Annotated in this window: 15 protein-coding genes; 12 read left to right on the forward strand and 3 right to left on the reverse strand. The window is 45.9% G+C overall.

The window, feature by feature from the left end:
* Positions 1–91 precede the first annotated feature (91 nt).
* Both NYE29_RS22995 and NYE29_RS23000 read right to left on the reverse strand, forming a co-directional pair.
* Positions 92–1,966, reverse strand: coding sequence for an LTA synthase family protein (locus NYE29_RS22995; protein WP_340897658.1), 1,875 nt, complete (start codon positions 1,964–1,966; stop codon positions 92–94).
* Positions 1,967–2,176: 210 nt separating this feature from the next.
* Positions 2,177–2,764, reverse strand: coding sequence for a LysE family translocator (locus NYE29_RS23000; protein WP_076112466.1), 588 nt, complete (start codon positions 2,762–2,764; stop codon positions 2,177–2,179).
* 134 nt (positions 2,765–2,898) lie between these two features.
* On the opposite strand from NYE29_RS23000, the gene NYE29_RS23005 reads away from it, so the two are divergent.
* The 6 genes from NYE29_RS23005 to NYE29_RS23030 all read left to right on the forward strand — a co-directional run bounded on the left by NYE29_RS23005 (position 2,899) and on the right by NYE29_RS23030 (position 7,041).
* A complete protein-coding gene (locus NYE29_RS23005) occupies positions 2,899–3,792 on the forward strand; it encodes a LysR family transcriptional regulator (protein WP_340897660.1) in 894 nt (297 codons plus the stop codon).
* Positions 3,793–3,817: 25 nt separating this feature from the next.
* Entirely contained in the window at positions 3,818–4,168 is a 351-nt protein-coding gene (locus tag NYE29_RS23010; RefSeq protein ID WP_038593945.1) for a hypothetical protein, read from the forward strand.
* A 155-nt stretch (positions 4,169–4,323) separates the two neighbouring features.
* The gene (locus NYE29_RS23015) at positions 4,324–4,917 is read left to right on the forward strand and encodes an RNA polymerase sigma factor (RefSeq protein ID WP_340897661.1); all 594 of its coding nucleotides are present in this window, start codon (positions 4,324–4,326) and stop codon (positions 4,915–4,917) included.
* On the forward strand, positions 4,883–6,016 hold the full coding sequence (locus NYE29_RS23020; RefSeq protein ID WP_340897662.1) for a DUF4179 domain-containing protein: 1,134 nt from the start codon (positions 4,883–4,885) through the stop codon (positions 6,014–6,016). Before NYE29_RS23015 ends, NYE29_RS23020 begins: the two co-directional genes overlap by 35 nt.
* A 171-nt stretch (positions 6,017–6,187) precedes the next feature.
* Positions 6,188–6,568: a hypothetical protein gene (locus NYE29_RS23025; RefSeq protein ID WP_076112470.1), complete on the forward strand. Its 381-nt coding sequence runs from the start codon at positions 6,188–6,190 to the stop codon at positions 6,566–6,568.
* Positions 6,565–7,041, forward strand: coding sequence for a hypothetical protein (locus tag NYE29_RS23030; RefSeq protein WP_076112471.1), 477 nt, complete (start codon positions 6,565–6,567; stop codon positions 7,039–7,041). Before NYE29_RS23025 ends, NYE29_RS23030 begins: the two co-directional genes overlap by 4 nt.
* Positions 7,042–7,236: 195 nt before the next feature.
* On the opposite strand, the gene NYE29_RS23035 is transcribed toward NYE29_RS23030, so the two are convergent.
* Complete coding sequence (locus tag NYE29_RS23035) at positions 7,237–7,614, reverse strand: winged helix-turn-helix transcriptional regulator (protein ID WP_038593935.1); 378 nt, start codon at positions 7,612–7,614, stop codon at positions 7,237–7,239.
* A 240-nt stretch (positions 7,615–7,854) separates the two neighbouring features.
* On the opposite strand from NYE29_RS23035, the gene NYE29_RS23040 reads away from it, so the two are divergent.
* The 6 genes from NYE29_RS23040 (at position 7,855) to NYE29_RS23065 (ending at position 13,598) form a co-directional block, all read left to right on the forward strand.
* Positions 7,855–8,433: an NAD(P)H oxidoreductase gene (locus tag NYE29_RS23040; RefSeq protein WP_340899778.1), complete on the forward strand. Its 579-nt coding sequence runs from the start codon at positions 7,855–7,857 to the stop codon at positions 8,431–8,433.
* 213 nt (positions 8,434–8,646) lie between these two features.
* Positions 8,647–9,636, forward strand: coding sequence for a hypothetical protein (locus NYE29_RS23045; protein ID WP_340897665.1), 990 nt, complete (start codon positions 8,647–8,649; stop codon positions 9,634–9,636).
* 178 nt (positions 9,637–9,814) lie between these two features.
* Entirely contained in the window at positions 9,815–10,813 is a 999-nt protein-coding gene (locus tag NYE29_RS23050; protein WP_076112475.1) for a LacI family DNA-binding transcriptional regulator, read from the forward strand.
* A gap of 5 nt (positions 10,814–10,818) precedes the next feature.
* Positions 10,819–11,697, forward strand: coding sequence for a ribokinase (gene rbsK / locus NYE29_RS23055; protein ID WP_340897667.1), 879 nt, complete (start codon positions 10,819–10,821; stop codon positions 11,695–11,697).
* Positions 11,698–11,699: 2 nt separating this feature from the next.
* On the forward strand, positions 11,700–12,095 hold the full coding sequence (gene rbsD / locus NYE29_RS23060; protein WP_076112477.1) for a D-ribose pyranase: 396 nt from the start codon (positions 11,700–11,702) through the stop codon (positions 12,093–12,095).
* Positions 12,096–12,116: 21 nt separating this feature from the next.
* The gene (locus NYE29_RS23065) at positions 12,117–13,598 is read left to right on the forward strand and encodes a sugar ABC transporter ATP-binding protein (protein ID WP_340897668.1); all 1,482 of its coding nucleotides are present in this window, start codon (positions 12,117–12,119) and stop codon (positions 13,596–13,598) included.
* The last annotated feature ends 1 nt before the right edge of the window (position 13,599 follow it).

Below are 13,599 nucleotides of genomic sequence, written 5' to 3' on the forward strand. Positions count from 1 at the left end.
ATTGGGTTAAGTGCCTACAAAAAAACCCACCGTTTAATAACGGTGGGGTTGAATGAGCTATGTAGGGCTGTCCTTGCTGTAAGGGTTGTGCCTACTGTTCTACTTCGGCAACTTCTCTATCAGGTAATTGCGTCACATAACTGTCTGACAGCCGGAGGAGCTCCAGGGCACGATTGAACTCATCTTCTGTGGATTGAAGCGGTTTAGCGCCATCTCCGGATAAAGTATAATGTTGGCCGTCTTCAAACCCGCTGCCGGATAAGAAAAGCTCTTCGTTATTCACGAAAGATCCGGTAGGTAAATAATAGCGTTGAGGCAGCAGGTTATAGGCGGATTCATTTAACAGATCCTGTCCAAAATGAATATGGTTATCTAACGTTACCCCTAATAAATTGGATACCGTAGGTAAAATGTCAACCTGTCCGCCTAATTGATCCTTTACGGTTGGAGTCGTAATCCCCTTAGAAGCTATGATTAACGGAATATTAATCAAATCGCGTTCCGTATATTCATGGTTCAGAATTTCCTCAAGTAAGACTTTATCCTCATCCTTAAGTGAGAAAATAGGAAGTCCCCGATGATCACCATATAATGCGATTAAGCTGTTATCCCATACGCCGTTCTGCTTTAGTTCGTCGATAAACTGTCCAAGCGCGTAATCCGCGTAATTCTGAGCACGAATATAATCGCCAACGAGCGTTCCTTCGAATCGTTCCGGCAATGTCATTTTGTATTTGCTTTCAGGAATCGAGAACGGATTATGAGAGGACATGGAGATTACATGTGAATAGAAAGGTTGAGCGCTTTGGTCCATTCGGGCCAGCTCTTGCGATGTCTTCTTGTAAAGAACTTCATCGGACGCCCCGTAGAAGACGGTGTCATCTTCGCCGAAGTAAGATTTGTCATAAAAGCGGTCGAATCCTAATGCCTCATAAAGCTCCCCGCGGTTCCAAAAGTCAACTTCATTCGTATGGAAGGTTGCTGTATCATAACCCTGCGCCTGGAGTAGCTTAGGTAAGCTTGGAAGCTCTTTGGGAGCATATATATCAGTAGCTGGACCATTCGGTGGTACATAAAAGGAAGTGTTCACGATAAATTCAGCATCGGAAGTGTTGCCTTGTCCAACCTGCTGGTAGAAACGGGGGAAATAGAAATTCCCGGCGGCAAGCTTGTTCAGATTCGGAGTGATTTCCTGCCCGTCAATCGACAAGTTAATCAGGAAGTTCTGAAAAGACTCCATTTGAATAATAATCAGGTTCTTTCCTTTGGCGGCTCCGAACAAGAGCGGATTAGATTGAGCCTCAATGCCTTTAGTTTGATCAATGACGGATTGATTAATTTTGGAGAGCTCAATAAGCTCTTCTTCACGCTCTGCAAGCAGGGCGTAGGCTTCATAGTTGAGAATTCCCATTTGCTCAGCCTGGATGGTTTCATTCATACTGGCCTGGTTCGGAAAAATATTCATTACACAGATCGCGAAAGAAACACAGAACAAGGCAGCCACCACTTTGCGGTTACTTCGGCGTGACATGGCTTTTTTCCAGGCGACTGCTTTCTTTCGGCTAAACATAACAAAAGTAATGATAATGATATCCAGAAAAATAAGCATATATTGAGGGTGCATGACCGAAAAAATACTTTTCTTCACGGCTCCCACCTGTTTCGCCTGGCCGATGACCTGAGAGGTAGCAATAATACCAAAATGATTATGATATACAATCAAAGAGAAGAACAAAACGGTAATGAGCAAATTCACAAACATGTAGATGGCTATTTTACGTTTCGTAGCGAACCATTCGATCAAGCAGAAGATTAATAGCACAAAAGGAATTTCTTTGAACCATGTAGTCCAGGTTGGCCCGTCTTCGAACAAGTAATACCAAGCAAAATAGCTTTTGGCAAGCATAATCAGTGAGAAAAATAATATGGATCTTTTACTGAGTGTACGTGGTTTCTTCAACCGCATCGGTTATGCGCATCCTTTTCTTTTTAATTAGTCCATTCTATTACATGGAAGCGCTCAAAATCAACTAGATTGGAAGAAGGATTTAAGAGAAATGAAACCTTATTATGTAAAATTCATGTCAATTACTGGATTTGACTATTCACAGTATAATTCTCTTAACAAGCTAAAGAGGTCTATATGAGGGCTGAAGTGTTAAAAGTTGAAGCCATGCTATTTCGTGAACATCAGATAAACTGCTACTATAATCAATGATCCTCCCATTACCAGGTTAAACACTTTAATCCCGTTCTTCACTTTGGTGAGAAATTGCAGTTTTGAGCCCAGAAGGGCCCAGGCGGTAAGCGAAAGATAGCAAATCAGGAAATAGATACATACAAAAACAAGCAGGGAAGAATAGGAATCATTTAACCCAAAGGCCGAAACACCGGAAAGGCAAGCGATCCAAGCCTTGGGATTGAGCCACTGCATGAGCAAGCCATGACGGTAATGTGGGAGCCGCTCCTCCTTGAATTCGATCTCTGGACGGGATACCATTATTTTGTAGCCAATATAACTCATGTACCCTGCGCCCGCGTATCTTAGTAACTGATAGAATACCGGAGCTTGGGCTACGAGATTGGATATTCCAAGTCCAACGGCGATTAGCAAGAGCGTAAAGCCTACGGTTGCGCCGGACACCAACGGGATAGAACGCTTGAATCCGTAATTGACTCCCGTAGACAGAATTGTCATGTTCACCGGACCTGGAGAAATCGACATGGTTAATGAAAAAAAGCACATGGCAATGAATAGAGACATTATTGCACACTCCTTGTCAGTCATTCTGGAGTTACTATAGTTCATCCGAATCGCGCCGTCCAATTGTATGTTCGGATGAAGTCCATCGGAAAAACGAATGGTTTATTTAACAGCAACTAAAGGGGGGGGGAGCTATGGAACTGTACCAATTAAAGAGCTTTGTCGAGATCGCCCGGACAGGCAACTTAACCGAAGCGGCAGCACAGCTCAACACGAGCCAACCGGCAACAAGCGCGCAGCTGAAAGCTCTGGAGAACGAGCTGGGTTTTGCACTTTTTTACCGAACCTCCAGAGGGATGGTCCTTACGGAAAAAGGTTCACAGCTACTGCCGGAAGCGCAGAAAATACTCGCATCCATTCACGATTTTCAATATAAAGCAAGTGATTTGCTGACAAATTCAACGGAACCTATTCGGATTGGATTGAATACAGACGGGCAGGTTCTTCAAATCAAACCATTGATTGAGTTCATCTCGGAGAGTTTGCCGCAAGTAGAGCTGCATTTTATGGACATCAAAAGTGAAGATTTCTTAAAGGATGTGACCAGCTCCCGGATAAGCGCGGGTTTTTACTATGGAACTGCCGGACATCCGTCCGTACATTCGATCAAACTGCATTCCTTCAGGATGGTTGTTGTCTACCCTAACAGTTGGGCTATGCCTGAAGGGGAGTTAACGTTGGAGTATTTTACTCAGAAGCCATGGATCTGGACGACACAGGGTTGTCCCTTCTATAAACAATCCATTGATTATTTCCTGCAGCATAATCTGCTTCCGCTCAAAATCATGTATGTCGATGACGAATCGCTGATCGGGGATTTGGTCGGGCGGGAGACCGGCTGCTCGCTGCTGGCGGAGCCGATTGCAATGCGTTTTGCCGAGAACAATAAGCTGCGTGTCTGGAACGGCATTGATCTTGAGATTGATCTGTATTTTGGGTATCCGAAAGATAAACGGAGTGATTCTGTGCTTCACGAAATAGGCTTGATCGTAGAGCGAATGTGGCACACGGCGGAAATTGAGTATTAAGGAGATTTGAAAAGGAGGTAGTCCTATGCCTTGCGTGGCGGAATTCGGTATCATAGATGATTTTGAGAAAGATAAGGATTATGCTGTCTGCTATGAACCTATGAAATATCATTGTGTGGCAATTGATGATGATATCCTGAATGATTGGTGGAGCGATCTGACTTTAATTAGAACCTACTTCCACTCCTATAGCAGACCGGATTTTGCGCTTGCGAGGTGGGGAGTCACGTTAATTCCGCCTGAATCATTAGAAGCTTTCTATAGCATTGTTGCAAAAGATAGAAGATCAGCCGCATCAATGGAACTAACAGATTTAATGACATTATTAAGGAAGGCGATTGCTGCACAGAAATATGTTATACATTACGGTGTATGAAGATAATTTGCTGTGAACATACGATCCTAATTAGACTCTTCACAGGAAGGGTCTTTTTCTTAAGCTTGAAAGAAATAGAAGAAATCACCTGATCGTGTCACAAAATCATGCTTCGGGATTGTTATATAGGTAAACATACGGAAGGAGGTGAGATTGTGCAGCCAACCATCCCCGGGGAAGAGGATGATAGGAAGAAAATGATCGAGAAGGCTGTGGAAGCAGTCAGAGCAGGAGACAAGCATTCCTACGAAATTATCATTCATCAGTTTGAGCGGCAAATGTATACCTATTGTTTCTATATTCTAAAAAATCATACAGAAACAGAAGATGCCGTGCAGGAAATCTTTATCCGCGCCTATCAGAACCTTCATCACTACAGTAGCAGTATTTCTTTTTCGGCTTGGCTTTACAAGCTGGCCTACCATCATTTGATCAACATGAAGAAGAAACAAGGTCGTTGGCTTAGGCTGGTTGAACATTGCAAAGACGAGCAGTCACAGATGTACATCTCCCGGCAAGATTCGGTGATCTACGAACTTATGGCCTATCTCACAACGGAAGAACGTCATATCCTGCTTCTAAAAGCGGTAGAACAGTACACCTTTGAGGAGATAAGTGGAATTATGGGACTCAAGACCGCTACGGTCAGAAAAAAATATGAACGGCTGCGCAAAAAGCTAATGGAACGCATAGGCCACAAAGGAGAGAGAGTACATGGGACAATTGCCGAAGCAAACAGAACATACTGAGATGGATGCCATTGAACAAATAATTCGTGAATCCGCTTTGCCAAAGCGGGAACTGAGCAGTTACATTATGAACAAGATTGGGGAGCATGATATGAACAGAAGAACTAGAACTTCGAATTCAAAATCCAGTGTCTTCAAAAAAACCGCAATTGCAGCATCAATTGCAGGAGTACTTGGTGCAGGTACGATCGGCGCAGGATTTGTATCACCGGTCATGGCAGAAACTCTAAAGCAGATTCCGGGCCTTGGCATCATTTATGAAGGAACGAGCCATCAAGCGGTAGAGACCGCTATTGCGCAAGGAATTCTATCCGAACCTGGACAAAGCGTGACTCATGACGGAATCACTCTGAAGCTGGGCAATCTGCTGTATGATGGTACACGTCTATCTTTCGTGCTGGAACACGAAGGTGCAGATGTGAATGATCCGAGACCAAAATTTGAACCTCCGGTTCTGCTTGCTGACGGGCAGGAGATCAAGTTCAGCTCAGGTGGTTTTGGTGATGTGCCATTTCATGAGAATGCTTATATGGTCGAATTGACACATGGTTTGAATCTGCCTGACCAATTCGATCTGACGATTCAGGCTAAAATCGCTAAGGTTAATGAAACTTATGAATTCAAGGTACCTGTAAAGTTGGACGACAATGCACTTGTGGTCAAGCCGGACATCTCCAAATCGGATGGATCTTTTAGTTATACCGTCAAGGAATTGTTTGTTTCCCCAGTCTCCACCCGTCTGATCTTGGACAGCCAGGGTGAGGTTCCACAGTCTAAGGAGCAGTCAGGCGACTACAGTGCAAGTAAAGTGTACTATGAGATTGTTGATGATCAGGGAAATGCCTTTGACCCATACAGATTCGGGTTCTTCAACAGCAAACCGGAAACTTCGTATCACGTTAATGAATTGTATGCTCCATTTGCCGCTACACCTAAAACGGTAACAATCAAACCATTTACATTGACCGTGAAGAATGATGACTTTAGTATTGTGGGGCAAAAGAAAGACAGCAAGGGCAATATTCTTCCAGGGATTGAAAATCTGGGAGAGCGCACATATCTGAAGGATTTGGAAATGACCATCCCACTCCAACCGTAAATGATGTGACAGTCCTATCTGCATAGCTCGAAAAGGAAATCATGCCGAAATGGCGTGGTTTTCTTTAGTTAGGAACGTGACTATTGTTCGATTACAATTTGTGGAATCTATGTTACAATCACTCTGCAAAAGAATATTGCAACTATTCATACATATGGAGGGAATTGTAAGATGGATATTATTGGCCTGGGGGGACTCCCTTGGGATACATTAGAGCAGGAGGTTGAACAAGGCGGGAAATTTGTCGTGTATACATATTGTATATCCATCATCTTCATGACCTTCCGGAAGAGTTCGTCAATCTATTACATAGAACCAAGAATGGGTTCAGTTGGTACAGGGCTCAAATTCACGTTAATTAGTGTATTGTTCGGATGGTGGGGCATACCGTGGGGGCCGATTTATACCATTGGTTCGCTATTTACGAATTTAAGTGGAGGCCGTGATGTGACAGTAGAAGTAATGGATTCGATGATAGCAGAACGAAGAGAGCAGTCGCAGTTGCTTAATTTTATTGAACGAGTAAAGGACAAATTGGAGAATCAAGTATGATCCTTCCGGAAGGTATTACGGGATTTGGCAAGAGTTTAGCCACAACAAAAATTACGGATAAAGAATTTAAAGTCTTCTGTCACCAATTTTCAGAAGAATTAGAGTTGGATATAGTTAATGTTGTAGAGATTTTTTACACTTCAAATTACTACGTTGGAGAACTGGCTAAGGCATCTGGTAAGGTGTATATAATCATGAACAAACAATATCCTTTCGTAGCATTTGCAAGCAAATATAGAAATGGAAATATTGAATTTATTGATAATACATATTATATTAATACCTTTTCTCGATGCAGAGAGCAATTTGAAAGTAATGATCGCTGCGATATTTATCGCATATTAGGGCTTGAGGATCTTGAAATGAGAGTTAATGAAGAGATGATTCAAAACCTGAACCAAGATGAACTGAAGCAGATTATATATTGGAAACCACAAGTACTTAAAGAGATAGTTTTTAATAATTGGGATTAATGAATCAACCTGACAGAGACTCTTCCCGGGAAGGGTCTTTTTTACGCAGATTGCTGAATAGAGCGGATCAGAATGAAGCATGTCTCGATAAGCTGGATGAACATTACTACTTAGGTTGGCTGGCAAACGTAACAGAAACGGAGGGGAGACCCTTTAAAGATTGATCGGAGGCCCCCCCTCTCCGCAGTGGCTACGTCACTCTTGGAATTCTTCCAAAACCTTGGATTTGTCTCCATGAATCTTTTCCAGGTGATCCTCTCCCCAATAGCATAAATGGTCTAGCGCGGGTTTTAATCCCCAGCCGTAGTGCGTTAACTCATACTCCACTTTAGGGGGGATCTCCTTATAAACCTTTCGTGTAACAATCTTATCCTTTTCCAGGCCTCTGAGCTGAGTGGTCAGCATTTTTTGAGTAATGCCGGGTATTAACCGACGAAGCTCAGACGTTCGTTTCCGTCCTGTCATCAAATGGTAGATAATTAAAGGCTTCCATTTTCCTCCCATTACTTCTAAAGCCGCTTCCACTCCAACTTGATACTTCTTTTGAACGCTATTTTTCATCTGTTCAGTCATCTCTTAATCCTCCGTTAAAAAGGCTAGGTTTGCTGAGAAGAACCAATCACTTCAATCTGTTACTCAGGTCAGTTTCTAGGGAATCTGCCTAGGGTACTTCCATGTTCCTATGGCACCTGTATCTTCCTATAGAACTTAAAAGTGCGTACTTCCAGATCATTTTCCTACTGTTTATAATAGCATCAGCCATTGATCATGGCTAGAAGTCAGCTGCTCAAGAAAGGTAGTGAAGATACAAGCATGAAAGTATTAATCGTTGTTTCACACCCGAGAAAAGATTCCTTGACCTTTCAGGTGACTGGTCGTTTCGTACAAGGTCTTGCCGAGGCTGGCCACGACTACGAGATATTGGATTTGCACGGGATTGGTTTTGACCCTGTTTTAAAAGGAGCAGATGAACCCGATTGGTTAGTTGCGGAACAGTCCTTTTCCCCTGAAGTAGAAATGGAAATAAGACGGATGAAGGAGCATGATGCTTTGGCATTTATTTTTCCACTTTGGTGGTGGCATTTGCCGGCTATGCTAAAGGGGTATATTGACCGTGTATGGAACAATGGGTTTGCATACGGTTCGAACCACCTTCATCATCAGCATGTCTTGTGGATTGGTTTGGCTGGCGTTTCGAAAGAACAGATGAAAAAGCGTAACTATGATGAAACGATTACTCATCTGCTGAATGTAGGAATTGCAGATTATTGCGGTGTTTCCAATTCCAAGGTTGAATTCTTATATGAGACCATGGATTCAAATCCCGGTCATTTCGAAATGCTGCTGAACCAAGCTTACCGCTTAGGTTTGAATTATGCCAAGGATCATTAAGCTGGAGGGCGGTTTGCTGCTGCTGTTATAGCTACGTTTTCCGAGCAACTTTGTGCGCGAATTCCCGCCCAATTCAGGATCATTCTATTAACCTCAGAGGGGAAAGAGGTAGTTAAGCCGAATAATATATCAAGCGAAAAAGTGCACAAAGAATTAACATCGCTGAGGTAGTTGAGATCGGAGAAACTGCATTAATTCACTAGGAGGTAGAGTATGGGACATCGGGCCAATCTCATGATTATTCGGGAAGGTAATTACTCTTTGTACTACAGCCATTGGTGCGCAATTACTCTTCCAAATGATTTGTTCTGGGGGCCGGAAGCGGCTGTGGCTTTTATTGAACAGCAGGAACCAGCAGAGGGTTGGCTGGACAATGCATGGGCGGAAGGCTGTGCATGTGTGGATTTGGATCACCGGCAATTATTGTGGTACGGCGGAGAAGACGAGCATTATGAGATTCCGCTGCGCCGGCATCTATTGAAGATGATGCAGCCCTTATGGCCGGGATGGACCATTGAATGGGCTTCTTCCGGGATATTGGACATGGCAGCTTATGTGGGTTATCCGGTGGAAGAACTCATCAGTGAAGTGAGTAGGACCATTACACCATTAGCGCTGGTGCCTGAATCCAGGGACGGCTGGGTCCGAACGGTGGCAAGCGTGGTTTATCTGGATGGGGAACTGCGGCTATACCCGGTACAATCGGAGCTGGAAGATTATCTATTGCAGGGGCCTTCGCTGGTAGAATTGCTTAATAAATCGGAAGGCAGCACAGAATTGGACTTAAACGAATGGCCGAAAGAGACACCAGATCAAGGCTTCCACCTGGATTTGCTGGCACGAACGATAGATATCTGGTATGCCCCGGATGCGGGGACTCTGTTGCAGCAGATTCGCACAGCTTGGCCGGGATGGACCGTTACCGATCAAAGAGATCAGTATGAGTCGCAGATCCGGCTGACAGAAGGGAAGCTGTGCTTTAAGATGGAGAATCCGCAAGAGTTGACGGAGCGGTTAACCTCTCATTTGCTGGGAAGTCACTCCAGTCCTGTAGATACCATTAAAGAGATTGCCCGTTTAAAGGCAGAAGCTGGAGAAGAGATAGAGGTGAACCCGCATGCTCTGGTGGATGAGCCTCAGGACATTCCGCTAGATACGCGTGAGCAGCTGCTGCGGTATGCCGTTGCGAACATGGCTGGGTGATGTTGTGGATTTGAACCCAGACCTATCACCCAGACCGTATTCCACAGGGGCGCTAAGTATGAGGTACTTGCTTCGTGCAAGTGCCTTTTTTTGGTGCTTGTAAATCAAATCGGGATATGCTAACCTGTAAATGTAAAACATGTAACCGGTTACACACATGAGGGAGTGAGAGCAGTCCATGATTACAATTAAGGATGTCGCCAAAATTGCCGGCGTTTCGGTGGCTACGGTTTCACGGGTGATCAATGAATCAGGTTATGTCAACATCGATACCCGCAAAAAGGTAGAGGCGGCGATCCGGCAAAGCAATTATTCCCCCAATGAAGTGGCCCGGTCTTTATACAAACGCAAATCCAAGTTAATCGGTTTACTGCTGCCGGATATTACCAACCCTTTTTTTCCACAGTTGGCACGCGGTATCGAAGATTACATGCAAGAGAATGGGTACCGGATTATTTTTGGCAATAGTGACGAGAATGAGGAGAAAGAGCTGGATTATATCCGCACTTTTGTACAGAATAATGTTGTAGGTGTGATATCTTCAACGAATTTTCCCGACAGCGGGGCTTATCTGGAAATGAATATTCCGGTCGTCTTCCTGGACCGTACTTCCAATGACAGTCCTTCCGTTTACGCGGATGGCCGGAAGGGCGGACGTCTCGCCGCTCAGGAAATGGTCGCAAGAGGCAGCAGCCGGATTACCATTATCCAAGGACCGGCCCATGTCAAGCCGGCGCAGGACCGGTTTCAGGGCGCGGCCGAAGCGCTTGAAGAAATGGGGATCAGCTACAATGTGATCCGGACTTCATCCTTTTCCTATACCGAAGCAGAGCAATGGGCGACCGAGCTGTTTGAACGGTTTTTGGATACAGACGGCGTGATCGCCAGTAATGATATTGTGGCCACAGCGGTTCTTCATGAAGCTCACCGGCTGGGCAAAACCGTACCGGAGGACGTTCAGATTATCGGCTTTGACGATATTCCGCTCAGCAGTCTGATGTCGCCATCTTTATCAACTATCCGCCAGCCTGCACGTGACATGGGCAGTGAGGCCGCCCGATTATTGATTCAGCTCATTGAGCAGGATCAGGTGGAAGATAAGATCATTCAGTTGCCGGTCAGCTTCATCGAGCGGGAAACTACCCGGAGCAGAATGGAAACCAGTAAGAAAGGGTGAAAGATATGGCTAAGATTTGTGTAATTGGAAGCTGTTCCATGGATTTGGTGGTAACCGCTTCCAAACGGCCTCAAGTTGGTGAAACGGTTCTAGGAGACCGCTTCACCACCGTTCCGGGAGGCAAGGGTGCGAACCAAGCGGTTGCCGCCGCACGGCTGGGTGCTGAGGTAACGATGATCGGCTGTATCGGGGACGATTTTTACGGCAAAGCGATCATGGACAATTTTAAAAGAAATGGCGTTATTACCACCAATGTGGAACCGGTTACACATGTAGAGAGCGGAACAGCCCACATCGTTTTAGCTGAGGGGGACAACAGCATTATCGTGGTCAAAGGTGCAAATGATCACGTCACACCTGCTCTGGTCGAACGGGCACTGGACGCCATCCGAAGCGCCGATATGGTCCTGGTGCAGCAGGAAATTCCGGAGGAAACGGTATCGTATGTTAGCAGCCTCTGCCAGAGAATCAATGTGCCCTTGCTGCTCAATCCAGCGCCTGCCCGCCCGCTTAGTGAAGCGGTGATCGAAAAGGCTGCCTATCTTACGCCGAATCAACACGAATGCTCCATTTTGTTCAGCGGGATGGATAAAGCAGAAGCTTTACGGAAGTTTCCGGGCAAGCTATTCATAACGGAGGGTAGCAGCGGCGTGCGGTATTACGATGGAGAGCGCGAGGTGCTGGTGCCCACTTATCAAGTGGAGGCTATAGATACAACTGGAGCTGGAGATACGTTCAACGCCGCATTTGCCGTGGCTCTGGCCGAAGGCAGCTCCATCCCGGACAGCGTGAAGTTCGCGAATCGTGCAGCGTCTTTATCCGTAACAAAATTCGGCGCTCAAGGCGGCATGCCCATGAGAGCTGAAGTCGAGGAGAGTCTTTAATTATGAAGAAACATGGAATATTGAACAGTCATATTTCCAAAATACTGGCCGACCTGGGCCATACCGACATGATTGTCATTGCAGATATCGGACTGCCGATTCCGGCGGGCGTTCTCAAGATTGACCTGGCCCTAAAACTGGGCGTCCCCGGCTTTCAAGAGGTCGTCGATGTCATTGCGGAGGATATGGTGATCGAAAAGGTGATTGTGGCCGAGGAACTGGCCGTGAATAATCAAGCAACCTCGCAATATGTGAATGATAAATTCAGGGGAACGCCGATAGAGGCGCTTACCCATGAGCAATTCAAGCAGTTGACCCAGAAGGCCAAGGTGATTGTTCGCACGGGAGAAGCGAAGCCTTACGCGAACTGCATCCTGCAAGCCGGCGTCTATTTTTGATATGGAGGAGGTTCGAGGGATATGCGCATTGCAATGAAAGACATTTATAAGTCCTTTGGCACCAACCCGGTTCTTGCGGGGGTAGATTTTGAGCTGCTGGATGGGGAGATTCATGCCCTGATGGGGGAGAATGGTGCCGGCAAATCCACGCTGATGAACATTCTGATTGGTCTTCATCAGCGGGATCAGGGAACGATTCACATTGATGGGCGGGAAACCTATTTTGCCAACCCCAGAGAAGCAGAGCGAAGCGGGATCGCCTTTATCCACCAGGAGCTGAATGTATGGCCGGATATGACGGTTCTGGAGAACCTGTTTATCGGGAAGGAAAAAATCTCTTCACTTGGGCTATTGAATATGAAAGAAATGAAAGCGTTAGCAAACGAACAGTTCCGCAAGCTCTCCGTGACGATTCCACTGAACCAGGAGGCTGGGGAATGTTCCGTCGGGGAGAAACAGATGATCGAGATTGCCAAGGCGCTCATGACCCATGCCAAGGTTATCGTGATGGACGAACCCACGGCTGCACTGACTGAACGGGAAATTCAGAAATTATTCGAAGTCATTGCCTCCCTCAAAAAAGAAGGCGTCTCCATCGTCTATATTTCGCACCGGATGGAGGAGATCTTTACGATATGCGACCGGATTACCGTCATGCGGGATGGGAAAACCATAGATACCCAAGCCATTCCAGACACGGATTTTGACGATGTGGTTCGGAAAATGGTCGGGCGCCAATTAACGGACCGTTTCCCTCAGCGCGTCTTCCAGCCCGGAGAAGTGGTGCTTGAAGTGAAGAATGCTTGCAAAACGGGGAAATTTAAAGACGTTAACTTCTCGGTGCGGGCCGGTGAAATTATTGGATTCTCCGGATTGATGGGATCGGGCCGGACGGAAATCATGAGAGCGTTGTTCGGACTGGATACACTGGACAGCGGTGAGGTGAAGATTCGGGGAAAGCAAGTGGCAATCCGCAATCCCCATAATGCGATGCAAGCAGGTATCGGCTTCGTTACGGAGGACCGGAAGGATGAGGGCTTGATTCTTGATTTTTCCATTCGGGACAATATGGCAATGACGAATTTATCCAGCTTCGCCCCCAAGGGTGTAATCATTGACAAGAAGGAAAAAGATTTCGCGGACCTGCTCATTCAGCGTCTTCAAATCAAGACGGAGTCTTCATCTACGCTGGCACGTCAGCTCTCAGGAGGCAATCAGCAGAAAGTGGTCATCGCCAAATGGATTGGTATCGGCCTCAGCGTGCTGATTCTGGATGAACCCACACGCGGCGTCGACGTGGGAGCGAAGCGCGAAATCTATCAGCTCATGAACGAGTTAACCGAACGCGGCGTTGCGATCCTTATGGTCTCCTCTGAACTGCCAGAGATTCTGGGGATGAGTGACCGCATAATAGTGGTCCATGAAGGGGAGATCGGCGGAGAACTCTCTCGGCAGGAAGCGACGCAGGAAAGCATTATGACATTAGCCACAGGGGGGCAATAGA

It is taken from the genome of Paenibacillus sp. FSL M7-1046 (assembly GCF_038007405.1).
In the GTDB taxonomy this organism is placed as follows: domain Bacteria; phylum Bacillota; class Bacilli; order Paenibacillales; family Paenibacillaceae; genus Paenibacillus_AQ.

Coding starts and splice junctions, on each gene's coding strand:
- NYE29_RS23045 (WP_340897665.1), top strand. CDS start 8,647: ATGGGACATCGGGCCAATCTCATGATTATTCGGGAAGGTAATTACTCT.
- NYE29_RS23020 (WP_340897662.1), top strand. CDS start 4,883: ATGGGACAATTGCCGAAGCAAACAGAACATACTGAGATGGATGCCATT.
- NYE29_RS23035 (WP_038593935.1), bottom strand. CDS start 7,614: ATGACTGAACAGATGAAAAATAGCGTTCAAAAGAAGTATCAAGTTGGA.
- rbsD (WP_076112477.1), top strand. CDS start 11,700: ATGAAGAAACATGGAATATTGAACAGTCATATTTCCAAAATACTGGCC.
- NYE29_RS23005 (WP_340897660.1), top strand. CDS start 2,899: ATGGAACTGTACCAATTAAAGAGCTTTGTCGAGATCGCCCGGACAGGC.
- NYE29_RS23030 (WP_076112471.1), top strand. CDS start 6,565: ATGATCCTTCCGGAAGGTATTACGGGATTTGGCAAGAGTTTAGCCACA.
- rbsK (WP_340897667.1), top strand. CDS start 10,819: ATGGCTAAGATTTGTGTAATTGGAAGCTGTTCCATGGATTTGGTGGTA.
- NYE29_RS23010 (WP_038593945.1), top strand. CDS start 3,818: ATGCCTTGCGTGGCGGAATTCGGTATCATAGATGATTTTGAGAAAGAT.
- NYE29_RS23040 (WP_340899778.1), top strand. CDS start 7,855: ATGAAAGTATTAATCGTTGTTTCACACCCGAGAAAAGATTCCTTGACC.
- NYE29_RS23025 (WP_076112470.1), top strand. CDS start 6,188: ATGGATATTATTGGCCTGGGGGGACTCCCTTGGGATACATTAGAGCAG.
- NYE29_RS23000 (WP_076112466.1), bottom strand. CDS start 2,764: ATGTCTCTATTCATTGCCATGTGCTTTTTTTCATTAACCATGTCGATT.
- NYE29_RS23050 (WP_076112475.1), top strand. CDS start 9,815: ATGATTACAATTAAGGATGTCGCCAAAATTGCCGGCGTTTCGGTGGCT.
- NYE29_RS22995 (WP_340897658.1), bottom strand. CDS start 1,966: ATGCGGTTGAAGAAACCACGTACACTCAGTAAAAGATCCATATTATTT.
- NYE29_RS23065 (WP_340897668.1), top strand. CDS start 12,117: ATGCGCATTGCAATGAAAGACATTTATAAGTCCTTTGGCACCAACCCG.